The following is a 17,769-nucleotide window of genomic DNA, read 5'->3' as shown; positions in this document are numbered from 1 at the left end:
TTATCAATTAACAGTGTTGTCCCACTGTTTCACAAACGCTTGCAGTGGATTATCAGTATGGGTAGCTTGAATGTTATTGATGGCTTCAATCACGGCTTTCCCTGCTGGCGTTTTTGAACAAGCTATATAAACCTTAATCATTGGAGCCGATTCAGTAATGGCCACAGAGGCAAGCTCATCTTTAGCAAAACCTTGCTGAGCTTGTTCGTAGGAAATTATCCAAGAATATTCAATAATAAAGTCTACCCGACCCGCCAGCAGTCTATTAACGAATTGAGAGCTGAGTTTGTACTGAGTAGAAACATGCATTTTATCGTGATACTGATCGAGTATTTTATCGCGATTAGCACCATAGCTGCGTCCTGCTGCGATGGCAAATACCAGCTCATCTAAGTGCTTCATAACCGTTTCTAGACTAATAGGTTGCTCTAAAGGTTGTTCCAGTTTTGCTTCCAATTGCGCCTTATTCCGAGCTAAAAAATAGAGCCGATGGGGGGAAAGTATTTGCAGTGGTTGTGAAAAATAAAGATCCTTTTCACGCGATTTATTTTTTAACATCGAGCTGCACACTAACTGTTTAGTTTGCGCCATCGTTAACAATCTTGGGATAGTTCCTTGTTTATTTACATGACGCCATTGCGGCATATATTGTTGAAACCAATTAACAGACTGGTTGGCAAATCCCATCCCTTTATTAGGGCCAGTAGCAATAAAACCGGGGGGAAGGTCATATTCCAGCCAAGTGATGGTTTCTTTGCCATAACTGGTGCCACTGAAAGTGCAAAGCAGTAAAATGAGCATGCTATAACGATACATATATTTTATTAACACCATAAGCCTGCCCTTTTTGCCCAGTTAATTAAGTGTAGGCAAAATGGTTGAATATGACTATTAGGCACAATTGATTGTTCGTGAGCATGTATTCAACAGCAACTAAGCTAAAACCAATTAAAATAATATTCAGTGATTACTCTATGCCTAAACAACTAACATTAATTAGAGGCTTACCTGGTAGTGGTAAATCTACTTTAGCGCAAACCCTTGATGGCGTTCATTTAGAAGCTGATCAATATTTTGTTAACGAGCAGGGCATTTATTGTTTTGAGCCAAGTTTATTACCAGCAGCACATCGGTGGTGTCTAGATAAGACGCGTGAGTATTTATTAGCGGGTCACTCTGTTGTCGTTGCTAATACGTTTATTGAACACTGGGAAATGCAACCTTACGTTGACTTAGCACGCTCCCTTAAGATCCCATTAGAGGTAAAGGTTTGTAAAGGGCAGTATGAAAATATTCATGATGTGCCGGCTGACACGATCAAAAATATGCGTCAGAAATGGCAGCACTAACTACCATTTCGATAGCCTCCAATCTGATAAATTTGTGAGCTTGTAAGCGCTATCACCGATTAACACTTGTGTTGTGACAGAACATCGCTTTTAGTGAATGTTATCAATGATATTCATTCGTTAGTGGTGGTTAATTTGGACGTGTTGCAACAGTTCTGCGAACAATTAAGAAAATTTGTCTCTGAGAGCAGGGTGATTCTTGACCCTTTGCGCACATTAGCTTACGGGACCGATGCTAGCTGTTATCGGTTGGTGCCCAAAGCGGTATTATTACTTGATAATGAAACCGAAGTGAGCCGCGTATTACAACTGGCGGCTGAATTTGCTTTGCCTGTCACCTTTCGCGCTGCCGGCACGAGTTTATCGGGCCAAGCGATTACCGACTCTATTTTAATCAAATTAACCAACAGTTGGCGCAATCATGAAATACTCAATGACGGCGAGTTAATTCGCGTGCAACCAGGCCTTATTGGCGCGCGGGTCAACCAAATTTTAGCGCCATTACAGCGCAAAATCGGTCCTGATCCGGCTTCCATTAATAGCTGTAAAATTGGTGGGATTGCGGCCAATAACTCCAGTGGCATGTGTTGTGGCACGGCGCAAAACTCGTACAGTACCTTAAAAGCGATGCGACTTATTTTAGCCGATGGGACGATATTGGATACGGCTGATGAGCAAAGTAAGCACGATTTTAGGATTAGCCATAAACATCTGCTACATGAGTTGGCGCAATTAGCGATTCAAACCAAAAATGACGCGCAATTAGCCACGTTGATCAAGCATAAGTTTCGCCTTAAAAATACCACGGGTTACAGTATTAATGCCTTGGTCGATTTTACCGACCCTATTGATATTTTGATGCACTTAATGATTGGCTCAGAAGGAACGCTTGGCTTTATTTCAAACATCACCTATCACACCGTGCCAGAGCAACCCTTTAAAGCGAGCTCTTTAGTGGTGTTTGAAAACATTGAAACCACCTGTTTGGCGGTGGCCAAATTAAAGCAAATGAACGTGGCAGCGGTTGAACTCATGGATGGTGCAAGTTTACAGGCCATTGCCGATAAACCTGATATGCCAGCCTTTATTGCTCAGTTAAACATTAACAATGCTGCGTTGTTGATAGAAACCCGCGCGAATGATCAATTTATGTTAAGCCAGCAAATAAGCCAGTTGGCAGAGGTTTTAGCTGAGTTTAAACCGATAGATAGTATCGCTTTTACTCAAGATCGTGCTACTTGCGAGCAACTTTGGGCGATTCGCAAAGGGCTATTCCCAGCGGTAGGCGCGGTGCGTGATACAGGCACCACGGTAATTATTGAAGACATTGCAGTGGCCGTAGAGCAATTAGCCAGCGCCACACGCCAACTGCAGCAATTATTTTCAGAATATGGCTACCATGAAGCCATTATTTTTGGTCACGCCCTTGATGGCAATTTACACTTTGTGTTTACTCAAGATTTTAATAGCCCAGCGCAAATAGAGCGTTACCAGAATTTTATGCAAAGGGTAGTGCAGCTCATTGCCTTAGACCACCAAGGATCGTTAAAAGCCGAGCACGGCACGGGGCGTAACATGGCACCGTTTGTCGAACTAGAGTGGGGCAAAAAAGCCTATGAGCTAATGTGGGAAATTAAAGGGTTGTTAGACCCTGACAATATTCTCAGCCCAGGAGTGGTGCTCAGTGAAGATCCTTTTATTCATTTAAAAAATCTAAAAACCTTACCAGCTGCCGATGCCATTATTGACAAATGTATAGAGTGTGGCTTTTGTGAGCCCAACTGCCCAAGTAAAGATCTCACCTTAACTCCGCGCCAACGTATTGTTTTATGGCGGCATATTCAGCAACGGCGTAATCTTGGTGAAAGTGAAAAAACCTTAAAACCTTTACTCGATACCTTTCAATATCAAGGCATTGATACTTGCGCCGCCACCGGTTTATGTGCCGACAGTTGCCCCGTTGGCATTGATACCGGCGCCCTAATTAAACAATTACGTAGTCAGCAACTGGCGAGCCATTCCAAACTTGCTAAGTGGAGTGCGGCGAACTTTGGTCGCGTCACCAACTTAGCCAAGCACGGCTTAGACCTCGCTCAATTAACCAGTCGTTTAATTGGCAGAGACGGATTAAAACGTTTAACGGAAGGGCTAAATCACGCCAGTGGCCATCGTTTTATAAAATGGAGTCAATTTGCCCCCGTAAGCGCGCCGGATTTCAGTGTCATACAAAACTTGGCGGCTAATTTACACGTGCAACCTGAGCAGGAACAACCGACCGTGGTTTATTTCCCAAGTTGTAGCAGCCGTGTGATGGGGCCAGATCCCGACATGGCAGCGCACGGCGAGTTGAGCTTAATGGAAACCACCATTGTGTTATTACATAAAGCAGGTTTTAGAGTGATTATGCCGGAAGTCACCACCGAACTTTGTTGTGGTATGGCTTATCAAAGTAAAGGCAGAATGAACTTAGCCCGGCAAAAGTCTCACCAACTTGAGCACGCGCTGCTTACTGCCAGTGAGCATGGTAAATATCCAATTTATATGGATACCAGCCCTTGCGCAATGACCGCTAATGCGGGCATCGCCTCCACCTTGAAAATTTATGATTCAGTTGAATTTATTGATCAATTTGTGTTGCCGCGCTTAACCCTAACACCACTTGATGAGCCCGTTATGCTGCATATTACTTGTAGCACGCATAAACGCGGCTTAGCCACGACAATGCAGCGTATTGCTGCGCAATGTACAACCAACTTAATCGTGCCTCCTGATATGCAATGCTGTGGTTTTGCCGGTGATAAAGGCTTGCTATTTCCTGAGCTCAATACGGCTGCGCTGGCAGATCTAAAAGGGCAAGTGCCTGAAGGTTGTCACATTGGCGTCAGCAACAGCCGCACTTGTGAAATTGGCTTGTCAGAGCACAGTGGTATTAGCTACAAGGGATTGGTCTATCTGGTGAATCAAGTGAGTGAAGCGCTAAATTAAGTGATCATAATGGCGAGAAATATTGTGGGAGTTAACCCTATTAAACAAGTGAGGGTTGAACAAAGTGGCGCGCTACCCAGCAAATGGGTAGCGCGCTTAGTTTACGTGTTTGTTTTTATTCGATGTAATGCGCGATCAAAATCAGCACCGTGATTGACACGCTGATGAGCTTCATGTTCAAGACCAATGTCTTTTAAAATATGAGCGCTCAGTTGCTGCGTGCTTAGAGCCTCAATTTTTTTCTGCTTTTTAACGGTTCGTTTAGTGTCTAATTGAATAAAGAAATCAGCAAGGGTTAAATAAATTGATTGAGCCATGGGTGTATCCTCTTTTTAGTTAAAGAGGTCAATGGAAAAAACAGCTCACAATAGAAGGGACTAAATGGGCCGTGTTATCCACGACCTCAAATATATTAGGTGGTGAATTTATTGTGTTGTTTTACCTGCTCGATCGCCTTGGTGACGGACGATACCTGCGGATAGACGAGTAGAGATCTGCACGGTGTTATGCATAGGCTTATTCATGTGATCTCCTTTCGTTAGCAATAAATTCAAAAAATAAGTACTAGCCAGTGTGGGTTTGATGCCGCAGTGACTAGATTTGATATATTAATGACTTAATTTCTTTTGGCAAGCTGTAATTTTTTCAATTTAGTCATTAACTAGCTGTTTTTACTTCACTTAATGGTGTAATGATGAATATTTATTTAGCGTCGTTAATTGTGTCAGGGAGGCAAATAATATGGGGTGATCACCTAAGCTTAAGCATTATATTTTGCAAATTGGTCTGAGCTAATAATCAGTTTCGATATTTTAGGACTGAATAAGCCAAGCACTTCGGCGCAAATATGGACAATCAATCACGATTGAATGTAGTTTTTATGCAACGTTTTCGAATAATTTTTCGGATTTAATTTAGTTAAAAATATTTTAAAAATTATCTTCTGTAACATCTTTAACTATGCAGCCTGCTCTTTCGCTGTAATCATAAGGTTGATACCATTTTTAAAGTCCTAGCCTTGGTTCATTTACTTGCTTTAACAACCGAGGAAGCGCATCTTGCGTTCCCGCATGGCTTCTGGATAATACCCCCAACCAAGGAGTTTACATGGCAAAACGAAATAACCCTTCCCCAGAAGTGGTTGCCGAAGCAATGCAAGTAGCAAAAGCCACACAAAAACCGGGGCAGACCAAAGAACAGACCAAACTGATTGCACAAGGCATTCAAAAGGGCATTGAAGAATATAAGAAGCGCAATAAAGAAAAAGCCCGCGAATTAGATAAGCAAAAGCGTAAGCTACAACAAGCTAAATCAACCCTTGAGCAAGAGCAGACTAACTCAACCATAAGTAATGAAACATTGCCGACACAACCAACAACGGCAAAACAAAGCGTATTACCTTGGCTGTTATTAGCGATCAGTTGGCTCGGCTTTGCGGGTTACTTTTTTCTACTTCACCCTTAATATTCTGCAAAGGCGATGGCCCAATCCATGCAAATAAAATTGAATCATCTTGTTACTGAAAGTCGTAACCCTGCCAGTGAGCACATTGATACCTTAAGCACATTAGACATGCTAAAAGTGATTAACGCGCAAGACCAAAAGGTGCCTCTTGCTGTTGAGGCTGCTTTACCCGCTATTAGTCATAGTGTGGATGTGATCGCCGCCGCGTTACAACAAGGAGGACGGTTGATCTACGTTGGCGCTGGTACCTCAGGACGATTAGGCATTTTAGATGCCAGTGAATGTCCGCCAACCTTTGGCAGTGATCCAAGCCAAGTGGTGGGTTTAATTGCGGGTGGCCATCAAGCCATTTTAGCGGCAGTGGAAAACGCAGAAGATAATCGCGAGCAGGGCGGAATCGATTTACAACAGATTAATTTTAGTGACCAAGACGTGCTGGTGGGCATTGCGGCAAGTGGCCGTACCCCTTATGTGCTGGGCGCGATGGATTATGCTAAAGCGCAAGGCGCAACGGTGATCAGCGTGGCCTGTAATCCAGACTGCCCCATGGCACAATTGGCTGACATTGAAATATGCGCAGTGGTTGGTCCAGAGGTGGTAACTGGCTCATCAAGAATGAAAGCAGGTACAGCGCAAAAGCTGATTTTGAATATGCTCACCACCGGCGCAATGATCCGCATTGGCAAGGTTTATGGCAACTTAATGGTGGATGTAGAAGCAACCAATGCCAAATTGGTTGAACGGCAAAAAAACATTGTGATGGCAGCAACGGAATGCAGCAGAGAGCAGGCGAGTGATGCCTTGTTACAATGTGGCGGCCATTGTAAAACCGCCATTGTGATGCTATTAGCTCAGTTGTCAGCCACTGATGCGAAAACGTTATTGGCTGAAAATAAAGGCTTTATTCGCCCTTGTTTGTAACGTTTATTTGAGCAGTTCGTGATCAGCGGGTAGCATCTTACTGATCCAAATAATCAACTTGTGCTTAAGCTGTTGGCTGTCTTCTTTATCGGCAGGCAACGGCGTAATTTGTTTATCTTGTACCAGCAAACGATAAACCACCTCCACTTTATCTTTTTGCGTGACATATTTATCTAACTGACCGTAACCGCGCTGGGCTGCGTATTTAAGGCCAATTTCCAGTGCTTTTTTCAGCAATTGTGCTTCGTTCTTTACTTTTTTCATACTTGATCCTGCATCGCTAACTATCTGTTCAAAAGCATTATTTCACCGTTAGTACGGCAAGACATCTGAGTTCACTATAACTAAATTAATGAACGAGCCCAATGGAAAAAACAACTTGTAGCAGATTGTTGTTGGTTTTAGTGCGCGATTACAACAGATGTTGACGCGAGTATCATTCATACCTGACACTCGTGAGATAGGGTTGTGACAGCCGACCGGAATCGGTGTCTTATCATCGAGCAAACTCAGTGGTCCATCAGCAAGTAGGGCTAACTTTGCTTTAATAGACTTGATAAATGGAGGTTTAGCTATGACCTACCGCCTGCTTTTTGTGCTGTTTATTTATGCAGGTGTAATGGAGTTTGGCTGATTTTGCCAAGTTTTGGCGCGGTAAATAAATTGTAAAAGTCTCGCTTTGTTCACACCTTATATCTAAAGCTTTGATATATAATCACAAAATGAATCAGCCAAATCCTTTACGGGGGCCAAATTTGGTCTCGGTAAATACTAGGCTCGCTTTGTTTACCCCTGTGTTACTTGTTACGGTTAACAAAAGAGCATTTAACCGGCTGAATATTATTAATTTATTTTATGCGGGATGACGATTTTCGTGCGCTAGCGTACGGGAACGATACGGAATTTCGTATAAAACGCGTAATGTGTCATTCAGAGTCTAGCTATGAACGAAGAAATTAATTGGAGAGAACCTTGGTGGCATTTAAGTGAAAATGCAAAGGTTAAAGCTGGCATACAGAAGGAGCTGGAGTCTGAAATTGGGCCTAAACATCCTCTTTGGAAATTAAAGCCTGTAGCAACTGCTAAAACCGACGCAAATGATGATGTCATAGTTCAGCTTAATGATGGTAGGTTTGCTTGTGTGCATTTAGTCTGGCATGGAAAAATTGACCAGTATCCAGATAAATTTCCATCAAGCATTATTTTCGATACTGTTAAAAGCCTACAGACTTATATAAATGAAGAAGCAGATGAATACACATAACAAGGCCTAGCAACATCGTTCGCTGCGCTCTCTGAAAGACTAGGCTCTGCAGTTGTTGGGCGCATTTGGTGTTTGTTTTCAAGTTTGTGGATTGAGTTGTCATGACGTTATTTAAATCGATATTGATTTGATTAAATAAGAGGAGGTTTATATATTGTTGATGATAAAAAGTTGCTGCAGGCAAGCCTGATAGTGGCATCGTATTTTCATCAGTTTAAGTGTTGTTGAAAGGAGCTAACACAGTGGAAAATGAGAAAAAACTTATTGATGCGATTAACTTGGAATTAGAAGAAGACTATTGCCCGAGTGATAATACAGAAACTATCGTGGCGGAAATCATCAGCCATTTACGAAATTCAGCACTAACGCCTACATTTTCTTTGTCACTCAGCGAGTACCGCGCACGTTTTCGTATGAATGCCGAATGCAATGCCTCGAGAGATTACTACCAACAAATCCTAGCAGCTGAGAAGCGAACAGAAGGGATCTATTTTTTAGAAGATGCTTGGGGAAAAGAGATTAAAATTTGGCTGGATGCCAACGTAAGCGAAATTCCAGTGGTTGCAGCTTTAGAGGATATTTACCATCTTGCCCCAAAAACCAAGTCGACAAAAAAATGGAGTGCAACCCTAGATGAAGTGTTTGGTATGTTCAGCGAAAGCCGTGTACTGACAGTGATAAGACGTCTACTGAGCATGTTGGCTGAATCTGAAGCGGTTAAAAAATCAGGCATATGCACTTATAATGAAACCAAGCTAAAAGCGATTGTCTCTATTTTGGCCCTTAAACATCATGAAGATGATGCAGAATTATTTAAACAATTAGTTTTAACTTGTTATACCAAAGTGCCTTGCCAAGGGCCTATCTCAACAAGTGCTGGAAATGCCAGCCTACAAGCGTTAAGTGAACTAGATGGTAAGCAAGGTTTGGTTTATCTGAGTGAGTTAGCCAGACAGTTAAAATATCCCGCCAGTGCGGCCAAGTTTGCAAAAAAACGACTGGAAGACGCAGCCAAGAAAAAAGGAGCCAACGTTCAAGACTTAGAAAGTAGGTTTGTGCCTGACTATGGCCTTACAGATTAATGGCTAAGCTTACGACACAAATTGGCGGTTATACCGCCATTATCGAGGTTAACCCGCCCGCGGTTGCTCGTCTATCATGGCAAAATGGCGATGGAAAAACCCTTAAAGCGGCACCAAAACTTGAAGGCGATAACAATCAACAAGCCTATCAAGACATCAAAAAGAAGTTTGCTAGCATTAAACAAACGCTGCGAGTACAAACAAGCAGAATTGAATCCTTCTTTATTGAGGGGTTCATAACTTCGATTGATGAATGGCATAAGTACTATATAAATCACAAGTTAATCAACAGCATTAGCGCAAACCTGATTTGGTCTTTCGAAGTAGGGGATAAAGCCTACTCTGCGATAGTTAAAGATAATACTTTGCTGATGGCCGATGGCTCGACCTTAGATAACTTGCCCAGTAATACCCTTGTTTCACTCTGGCATCCGCTCCAGGCCTCTGCTAGTGAGTGTGAGGCTTGGCGTAACTATGTTTGGCGTCACGCAATCATTCAGCCCTTTAGGCAAGCTTTTCGTGAAGTCTATGTGGCAAGAACAGATGGTCATAACCCATTAAATATCGACGGTCTATATGTTCGACAGCATCAGTTTCGGGCGTTATTGCTCAGTAGAGGCTGGAGTTATCAGTTGCGTGGAAGTTACGATTCTGACTCTACCCCGATGTTGAAGTTAAAGGAGGGGCTTAGTTGCGAAATCGGTATTGCGGGTACAAGCTCAACTTATTCCGACCTTGGTATTTCACTGGCCGTTGAGCTTGAACAGATCACCTTTATGCAACAAGGCAAGATACTCTCTCCTTGCGAACTTGCCCCGATAGTATTCTCTGAAGTGATGCGCGACATAGATTTATTCACCTCCGTTGCTGGGCTTGGATATCGTGAAGATTGGGAGCAAATAGAAGCGACATTTAGGGATGTAAGGGAGTCAGAACTCATCGCAAAAATGGCAAAAAGTAAGGAGCAAGTCTCGCTGATATGTAACGGACTAATACTTGACGAGCATCCATTCAAGGCTCAGATAGCGAAGTTCCTGTGCGCGCTTGACATATCCATGGCAAAACTTCCGATTCCTGAAACGGTAAAAGTCCGCTCGCAGTTATTGAGTTTAATGCTAAGAGGTTCGAAAGTTTTTGATAAGAGCCGTATTGAAGGGCGCTATGTTCACATCGATACCAATGAAGGAGGCTGCATAATAAATCTAGCATCTGGATTAGTTTTCAATGCAAAGGATAATCGACTAATGCCGATATCAGCCAAACGCAAAGTAATCGCAAATGAAGCCGGCAGCGATACGTTATTAGCAAGAATATACAGCCTTGTATTCATGCTCGCGAGTGGTTAGGGAACAAAATGAAGGAAATACGAAACTCGATGGCGGCATTTTCTAACAAGTCGAACTGTTTAGCCAAAAAATGCGTCTTGTATATTACGGTTCGTTGCTTTATTTTTGATGTGTAAGCTACTGAAAAAAAGGAAACAAGATAGCTGCATTGACAAAAGGTGAAAATTGGTGGATGTCCTAGCTTTCTTTGCCAGCTCCCGTGACATATCCAGCCGCGCATTGCGGGTACTTATGAGCAAGTGTGCTAATTTTTCGGCAACGGACAAGCCAAGGTTAACGCGGATCTTGCCGAACGCTCGGGTGTCGTAAATTCACCTTGCGACCACCAACGCGACAATCAGTACCAAGATGGCGCTCAGAACATAAAAATCAGCAAAATCGCCTTGTAACAAACCATCGATGGCGTAGCCGATGAACAAGGGGATCAACACGATCAACGCATTTTCGAGTAACACCAAAAACCAAGTGAAGCTAATTGAGCACTTATACGCACGGAGTAATGTCGTGATAGTAAAAAGTTTAGTTTCATGCATCTAACGTTACTTAACAGTAAATAGTGAATTCAGAGCATGGTGACAGAGTGGCAAAAAGAAAAAGTGTCCCAAATTGCTGTATGTTTAAGCCTAGCGGCATAATGGATAGGCAGGACCTGCACTTTTATGCTCACTGTTTATTTATACAGGTGCAATGGAGTTTGGCTGATTTTGCCAAGTTTTGGCGCGGTAAATAAATTGTAAAAGTCTCGCTTTGTTCACACCTTACATCTAAAGCTTTGATATATAATCACAAAATGAATCAGCCAAATCCTTTACGGGGGCCAAATTTGGTCTCGGTAAATACTAGGCTCGCTTTGTTTACCCCTGTGTTGCTTGTTACGGTTAACAAAAGAGCATTTAACTGGCTGAATATTATTAATTTATTTTTTACGGGATGACGATTTTCGTGCGGTAGCGTACGGGATCTATACGGCATTCCGTATAAAACGCTGTTATAGCACATGAAAATTTTACCTATATCGCTGTTAATCGCATTAACTGGTTGTAACAATTTTTATGAAACTCAGGTTTCGTACTTAGAAATCGCTCCAACGGATTGTGAATTCGTTAGCGTTATCAGTGATGTGGCTAAATTAGGCTATGAACAAGAATCTATAAAAAGGTTAAAAATTCAGGCCTATAGCTTGGGAGCTAACACTATTTATTACCAATTCCCAGAGTTTCAAGAAATAGAATTAACTCATGGGGAGTCTGGCGCAAATTCAAGTATTTATATGCAGGTAAATGCGTATATTTGTGGCAAGCTATAACAATCGCAATCACGCGGACCGTATTTAAGCTGTCTTCGTTTTTGCAAAAGGGCCGCAAAACCGCAGCCATCTCAAATCCGTCCGGTGTTGCGGGCGTTAGGCTCTCAACACTATGCTTACTCATGTTGAATTTAGATCGGATGATTTTCCACCATATATTGGTGAAGAAGATAATATTAATCCTGGCTGTTATGGTCAGCGATTGTGCGAATTTCTAGTAGACAAGCTAAATCAACATGGTGAAACCACAGGAGAGGTTTTTCCTGAAGACTGGGGCTGGGTAATACCGATTGAAAATATCACCTTCGATTTGTGGATCGGAGTTGGTCACTATGAAGAATATGATAATGGCTTTTTATGTTTCATAGAACCGCATACTGAAGTGCTTAAGCGGTGGTTTAAAAGCAACATCCCAACAAAGAAAAGAATATCAGAATTGCAGTGCTGTCTAGATAGTATACTTAAAGAGCGTGAAGGTATTATTGGTGTTAAATGGTGGTCAAATGAAGAGTTCAATAATCTACAAGCCTAACAAGGCACTGTTGTCGGACTGTTTTTCTCGCTTCGCTCAAAAAAACAGCCGCAAAGCGCGACGTTATACGGTACTTCAAACTAGCATTGCAACCCTTACTAGATACTATAGGCGATATAGTTCAGATTAAATAAATTGAGAGATGCATATTGTTAAATATAACTGACAAGTCAGTAATTACTGATATTTCCCAAGGTCATCATTCATTTAAGAAAGTAGAACTTAAGGGGACAGAATTTCAAAATCTCATTGAAGAGCTCATAAATCTATTGCCTAATTATTACATTGACCCTTTATCAATGGCTAGAACCCTTGAGCGCCTAGGTAAGCCTGCTGCTGCGGCAAAGCTCAGGATAAAACTTCCCGAAGTAACAAAAATTCGTTCTGGCGATATTGGCGAAATTCTCACAACAGATTATATTGATGAAAAAACAGTTTTTTCTGTACCAATTAAGAAGTTGAGATGGAAGGATCACCGCAATATGGCAATGCGTGGTGATGATGTTATAGGGGTGCTTATCAACCAAGAAAATCAAACAATAAAATTCCTCAAAGCTGAAGCTAAAAGTAATCAAGCGCTAAGCCGTGATGTTTTAAAAAAAGCAAGGGATGAGCTTGATCTTGATGAGGGTCTACCTGCACCACATGCTCTCGAATTTGTGGCAGAAAGGCTTAGAGAAACAGGCAATCAAGATTTGGCAGACTTTATAGAAAAAGCACAGCTTGTAGATGGTATTGCTAATAGTCAAGTTGAGCACTTACTTTTCACCTTTACCTCATCGAACCCTGAGACACTTCAAAAAGAAGCTTTTGAAGGTTATATCGGCAACATAAAACAGTCCTCTGTTGGTTTCCAAGTTATCAATCACCAAGAGCTTATTACAAGTGTTTATCAGGGAGTGTTAGATGGCCTCGACGATTGAGGAGATAGAAGAAGCCATTCGGCAGGCAATAGCTACAGGTTTCAGAGGGCGATTACTTGAGCGGGGGTTGGCTCGTTCAATGATTTGGGTTAATGGTGAATTACCTGATGGTTCACCAAACTTTGCAGCTAAACTTAGCTATGATCTCCTATCCTACGGTTATTCACTGTTATCTCTTGCAATTCGCCTCACAGAATTAAATGGCGATTTTGATCTTGCCCGTGCTGCATTTGAAAAATCCGCCACAGCAATAACTGACGTTATACATAATGGTAATTCTGATGATCCAGAAAGTGGCTTTCATAAGGTGTTGGCGGCATCAAGTTATCACCTAGGGCGTTTTTCGGCTAAAGCATTTTCATTACTCAATCATAATATTGAAAATGAAAATTTGAGTCGAATAGAGAAAATGCTTTCGTTACTCATGTTAAGGCAGTTTGCTGATCTTGAAGCTTCTGTCCTAGATTGGAAAACATCTGGTCTTGGGACTGATAATTCACTCGCTGAAAAGTTAGGCTTTGAAGTTGACCAGCTTAGTGATCAACTTGAGTCAGAGGATCAAAAAGAATTTGGAATAGCATCAATTGAGCTGCCTGTAATCGATTTAGCAATAACAGACAACTATTATTCTGCAATTTATGAATTTCTATTTGCACTAGAGACAGGAAACTCCGTACTGCTAGAGGCCGCTATTAATCGATTGGAAAATAGCCTATCTGTTAGTGCAGAGCTTAACATGTTGCCGCAATGGTGGATTTTGAGAATAACCAAGCACCTATTTCGTGATCTTTGGGAGTCCAGCTTTCATAGGGCTATTCCTGTCTCTCCTGATCAAGAAAACAGTGAGAATTGGACACTACTACGCTGGCTGTTTATTGCTTCACTATTCAAAAGAAATAAGGCTGAGATTGATCTTTGGCCATCCCAATTGGACGGAGCTAGGCGTGCAGTTAGTGATTTTGACGATCTTGTTGTTTCACTGCCAACTAGCGCGGGTAAAACACGCATCGCAGAATTATGTATTCTTCGATGTTTGGCTATAGGAAAGCGCGTGCTATTTATTACGCCGCTCAGGGCATTGTCCGCTCAAACAGAGGCATCACTTCGTAAAACGTTTCTACCGCTAGGTAAATCAGTTTCTTCGCTTTACGGCAGTATTGGAACAAGCGACTTTGAGCAGAATGTAATTAAATCTCAAGACATAGTAGTTGGCACTCCAGAAAAATTAGATTTTGCTTTAAGAAATGACCCTTCATTAATAGATGACATTGGGCTCGTAGTTTTAGATGAAGGACATATGATTGGTCTTAATGAGCGAGAGATAAGTTATGAAGTACAAATTCAGCGTTTATTAAAGCGTGGGGATGCTGAGCAAAGAAGAATTGTTTGTCTTTCTGCTATATTACCTGATGGCGATCAGTTAGAAGATTTTGTGGGTTGGTTGAGGCGGGACAAGGAAGGCGGTGCTATAAAATCTGTATGGCGACCTACAGATCTAAGGTTTGGCGAGATTGTATGGCAAGTAAATACTGGACGAATTAACTTTTCTATTGGTGAAGAGCAGCCTTTTATTCCTAATTATATTCACCCCTTTATTCCGCCAGTTGGTAGAAGAACCACGCCGTTTCCGAAAAACAAAAAAGAATTAACCTTGGCGGCTACTTGGCGGTTAGTTCAGGATAACCATACAGTCTTAATATATTGCCCAGAAAAACGGTCTGTTAATAGTTTTGCGAAAGACATTATTGATTTGCACAAGCGAGGTGCTATCAGCTCAGTGCTGACTGTTCCATTGCAACAACTAGATCTAGCAATAGTGTTAGGAGAAGAGTGGCTAGGTGACGGTCATCCAGTTGTTGAATGCCTAAAAATAGGTGTGGCTGTTCATCATGGCGCTCTTCCAACTCCTTTTAGGAAGGAAATGGAAAATCTGTTACGCGAAGGAGTTTTGAAAGTTACAGTTTCATCTCCCACCCTTGCTCAGGGTCTAAATCTATCTGCGACTGCGGTTATTATTTATTCCTTAACACGTAATAGAAATACAATAGATGCATCTGAATTTAAAAATGTGATTGGTCGAGCGGGTAGAGCTTTTGTTGATACGCATGGATTAGTCCTCTATCCAATATTTGAAAGACATGATTGGTTTCGGACTCAGTGGCGTAGGCTAGTAGAAGATACTAATGCTCGAAATATGGAGAGTGGTTTGGCTCTTCTTGTAAGTACTCTTGTAAGTCGAATGGCTCAGAATATAGGGAATTCAGATATTGAGGGGCTTCTTGAGTATGTTTTAAACAACACTCAAAAATGGGTCTTTCCTGATGTTGCCAATGAAACTGAAGAGCAGGCAGCGATACAGGAAATTGAGTGGAATAAGCATGTCGTAAGCCTGGATACAGCTCTTCTAAGCATGCTAGGCGAGGAAGATGTTTCAATAATTGATATACCAAATGCACTTGATGTAATCCTTCAGTCTTCACTATGGCAAAGAAGGTTGAGTCGTCACGATGAAGAGCAAAAAGGGCTAAAACGCTTATTTGATTCTGTATTAGTTCAACGAGCTAAACATATATGGAGTGTTACAACTACTCTTCAGCGCAAAGGGTATTTTCTTGCGGGGGTTGGGCTGGATACAGGCCAGAGGCTTGATGCTATATCCGCTCAAGCAAACGTATTACTTGTAAATGCAAACATATATATAGCGACCAATGAGCAACAATTAGCGATAGAGACAATAATACAGTTAGCTGAATTAGTTTTTGAAATATCACCTTTTACACCGCGTGATTTACCTGATGACTGGAAAGATATTTTGACAGTTTGGTTAAGAGGCGAAAATCTCACAGATCATGAATTTAATGATATTAATGAAGCGCTAATATTTATAGAGGACGGGTTGATCTACCGCTTACCTTGGGGATTGGAGGCTATTAGAGTTCGTGCGCAAGCCAATGAAGATGTTATCGGTGATGGTTCAACAATAGATGATTATGAAGTTGGTCTGGTAGTTCCTGCTATAGAAAATGGGACTTTAAATCGAAGTGCTGCGATGTTGATGCAAGCTGGGTTTAACTCAAGAAAAGCAGCGATACATGCGGTCAGTTCGACAAATGCCTCTTTCAGAACAGGCGTTCAATTAAAAGCATGGTTAAATTCTATAGAGGTTTTTGACCTCGCAATTAAACTTGATTGGCCAACACCTGAAACCTCTAATTTATGGTGGAGTTTTATAGAAGACTATGAGCCAAAATCGGAGACTACTTGGAAGTCGGTTAGTGCAGTAATATTTGCAACTTGGATTGATACCTATACTCCAGTTGAAGGGACGCCTGTAAAGTTACAAAATTTTGAGGATGGAAACACTCAAATATTAGCATCAGATGGTGAGAAAATAGGTACTGCTAACTATCGATATAAATTACTCGAAGGTGGCGTTTACTACACTAAAATTCATAGTGATACTAGATATCTTGGCGTGACGTTTTGGGGGGTTGGAAGCAGCCCGTTTGATTATCATGCCTAAGAACGGAAGAATTTCAGAGTGATTTTTTATCCCAAAGCAAACTTTAGAGTATAGTAAATGTACCGTATAACAATCACATGCACTCGGACATTAAAAAGCGTCGCTAGTTCCTCGCTTTGCTTTTTTCTGCCGGTGATGTGAAGCGTTAGGCATAGGAGCATAGATGTCTTTAGATGATTTAGTCAGAGAAGTACAAAGAAAGATTGGAAGAAACATTCTCCTTTTCCAACAGCTTGAATACTTATTAAAATATATGGTAGCGAATGCTCGGTTCTCTGGATATTCAAGTGAGCTTGAGGGAATTATATCGACAAGAAAGGAAGCAATTAATAAGCAAACAATGGGTCAGTTAGTTGGGCAATTTGTTGAAAATAGCAATCCACAAAATAAAGATATTTTAAATGAGCCCGATGAATTAAAAGAACCTCATTTGTCATTTGATTTTAGAATTGAAACTGATGAAGATAGCTATAAAGAAAAAAAAGAAAGTCTTTCAAGATTAGTATTTGAAAGAAATAAATTAGTTCACCACCTTCTGCCTGAACTTAACCCAGAATTTTTTGAAAGCTGCAAAAAAGTTGAAAGGGATCTTGATAAACAAGCCGATAAAGTACGTATTGAAATTAAAAATGTTCAGGCTTTGGCTAAGTGCCTTTCTGATGGTAGAAAAAAAATTGCGGAGTATCTATGTTCAGAAGAAGGTAAGAAAGAGTATTTACTCTCCTTTTTAAGACAAGATCGTTTAGTTATTTTACTAGCCGAAATTGCTACCCAACTTGTAAGGGAAGATGGTTGGGTTTTAATGAATACAGCTGGACTTCTAGTTAAACAGCATGCTCCAGACGAGCTCGCACTACTTCATAAAGGTACAGAACATAAATCATTAAAATCATTGATGCTTAAAACTGATATGTTTGAGTTTAATGAAGAGAAAACTAAAAAAGGTGGCATGAGAGTACTTTATAGATTGAAAGATGGTTTCGAATTATCATATGCCTAACATACAAGAATAGGTGTCGCGAAGCCGACACCCCATATTCAGGTGTTGGACAAGCCCGGAGCCTCGATAAGCTC

General features: G+C 41.3%; 15 protein-coding genes and 1 pseudogene. 12 read left to right on the top strand and 4 right to left on the bottom strand.

The genetic code is table 11. The annotated features are described in order from the left end of the window. Positions 1 to 3 precede the first annotated feature (3 nt). Positions 4 to 834, bottom strand: coding sequence for a transporter substrate-binding domain-containing protein (locus Q4519_RS02950; RefSeq protein WP_303509328.1), 831 nt, complete (start codon positions 832 to 834; stop codon positions 4 to 6). A 140-nt stretch (positions 835 to 974) separates the two neighbouring features. Between Q4519_RS02950 and Q4519_RS02945 the strand changes: the two genes are divergently transcribed. Beyond that, the gene (locus tag Q4519_RS02945) at positions 975 to 1,349 is read left to right on the top strand and encodes an ATP-binding protein (RefSeq protein ID WP_232802876.1); all 375 of its coding nucleotides are present in this window, start codon (positions 975 to 977) and stop codon (positions 1,347 to 1,349) included. A gap of 93 nt (positions 1,350 to 1,442) precedes the next feature. Next, positions 1,443 to 4,334, top strand: coding sequence for an FAD-binding and (Fe-S)-binding domain-containing protein (locus Q4519_RS02940; protein ID WP_336623434.1), 2,892 nt, complete (start codon positions 1,443 to 1,445; stop codon positions 4,332 to 4,334). Positions 4,335 to 4,435: 101 nt separating this feature from the next. Here Q4519_RS02940 and Q4519_RS02935 read toward each other — a convergent pair whose 3' ends face one another. Beyond that, positions 4,436 to 4,651 carry a hypothetical protein gene (locus tag Q4519_RS02935; protein WP_232802874.1) on the bottom strand — a complete coding sequence of 72 codons (216 nt, stop codon included), beginning with the start codon at positions 4,649 to 4,651 and terminating at the stop codon, positions 4,436 to 4,438. Between the two features lie 790 nt (positions 4,652 to 5,441). Here Q4519_RS02935 and Q4519_RS02930 point away from each other — a divergent pair. Further along, on the top strand, positions 5,442 to 5,798 hold the full coding sequence (locus Q4519_RS02930; RefSeq protein ID WP_303509319.1) for a DUF2956 domain-containing protein: 357 nt from the start codon (positions 5,442 to 5,444) through the stop codon (positions 5,796 to 5,798). 27 nt (positions 5,799 to 5,825) lie between these two features. Then, complete coding sequence (gene murQ / locus Q4519_RS02925; RefSeq protein WP_303509316.1) at positions 5,826 to 6,719, top strand: N-acetylmuramic acid 6-phosphate etherase; 894 nt, start codon at positions 5,826 to 5,828, stop codon at positions 6,717 to 6,719. 3 nt (positions 6,720 to 6,722) lie between these two features. Here the strand turns inward: murQ and Q4519_RS02920 are convergent, their stop codons facing one another. After that, positions 6,723 to 6,983 carry a DUF5062 family protein gene (locus Q4519_RS02920; RefSeq protein WP_232799744.1) on the bottom strand — a complete coding sequence of 87 codons (261 nt, stop codon included), beginning with the start codon at positions 6,981 to 6,983 and terminating at the stop codon, positions 6,723 to 6,725. Positions 6,984 to 7,662: 679 nt separating this feature from the next. On the opposite strand from Q4519_RS02920, the gene Q4519_RS02915 reads away from it, so the two are divergent. The 3 genes from Q4519_RS02915 (at position 7,663) to Q4519_RS02905 (ending at position 10,411) form a co-directional block, all read left to right on the top strand. Beyond that, a complete protein-coding gene (locus Q4519_RS02915) occupies positions 7,663 to 7,983 on the top strand; it encodes a hypothetical protein (RefSeq protein WP_303509310.1) in 321 nt (106 codons plus the stop codon). A 242-nt stretch (positions 7,984 to 8,225) separates the two neighbouring features. Then, positions 8,226 to 9,065: a hypothetical protein gene (locus Q4519_RS02910; protein WP_303509308.1), complete on the top strand. Its 840-nt coding sequence runs from the start codon at positions 8,226 to 8,228 to the stop codon at positions 9,063 to 9,065. After that, positions 9,065 to 10,411 carry a DUF4132 domain-containing protein gene (locus tag Q4519_RS02905; protein WP_303509305.1) on the top strand — a complete coding sequence of 449 codons (1,347 nt, stop codon included), beginning with the start codon at positions 9,065 to 9,067 and terminating at the stop codon, positions 10,409 to 10,411. The genes Q4519_RS02910 and Q4519_RS02905 overlap by 1 nt, the downstream gene beginning before the upstream one ends. Before the next feature lie 59 nt (positions 10,412 to 10,470). Here the strand turns inward: Q4519_RS02905 and Q4519_RS02900 are convergent. Further along, positions 10,471 to 10,944 (bottom strand): annotated as a pseudogene (locus Q4519_RS02900) (ABC transporter six-transmembrane domain-containing protein). A gap of 464 nt (positions 10,945 to 11,408) precedes the next feature. Here Q4519_RS02900 and Q4519_RS02895 point away from each other — a divergent pair. The 5 genes from Q4519_RS02895 to Q4519_RS02875 all read left to right on the top strand — a co-directional run bounded on the left by Q4519_RS02895 (position 11,409) and on the right by Q4519_RS02875 (position 17,695). Next, positions 11,409 to 11,717 (top strand): hypothetical protein, encoded by a 309-nt coding sequence (locus tag Q4519_RS02895; protein WP_303509302.1) that lies wholly within the window; start codon positions 11,409 to 11,411, stop codon positions 11,715 to 11,717. 112 nt (positions 11,718 to 11,829) lie between these two features. Next, positions 11,830 to 12,249 (top strand): hypothetical protein, encoded by a 420-nt coding sequence (locus Q4519_RS02890; protein WP_303509299.1) that lies wholly within the window; start codon positions 11,830 to 11,832, stop codon positions 12,247 to 12,249. 149 nt (positions 12,250 to 12,398) lie between these two features. Beyond that, a complete protein-coding gene (locus Q4519_RS02885; RefSeq protein ID WP_303509296.1) occupies positions 12,399 to 13,172 on the top strand; it encodes a Hachiman antiphage defense system protein HamA in 774 nt (257 codons plus the stop codon). Continuing rightward, positions 13,156 to 16,695: a DEAD/DEAH box helicase gene (locus Q4519_RS02880; RefSeq protein WP_303509293.1), complete on the top strand. Its 3,540-nt coding sequence runs from the start codon at positions 13,156 to 13,158 to the stop codon at positions 16,693 to 16,695. The genes Q4519_RS02885 and Q4519_RS02880 overlap by 17 nt, the downstream gene beginning before the upstream one ends. 163 nt (positions 16,696 to 16,858) lie before the next feature. Beyond that, positions 16,859 to 17,695, top strand: coding sequence for a hypothetical protein (locus Q4519_RS02875; protein ID WP_303509291.1), 837 nt, complete (start codon positions 16,859 to 16,861; stop codon positions 17,693 to 17,695). The last annotated feature ends 74 nt before the right edge of the window (positions 17,696 to 17,769 follow it).

The organism is Motilimonas sp. 1_MG-2023 (genome assembly GCF_030547455.1).
Taxonomy (GTDB): domain Bacteria; phylum Pseudomonadota; class Gammaproteobacteria; order Enterobacterales; family CBDFNC01; genus Motilimonas.
The sequence above is the reverse complement of the archived record's forward strand: the minus strand, read 5'-3'. Positions and strand labels throughout refer to the sequence as shown.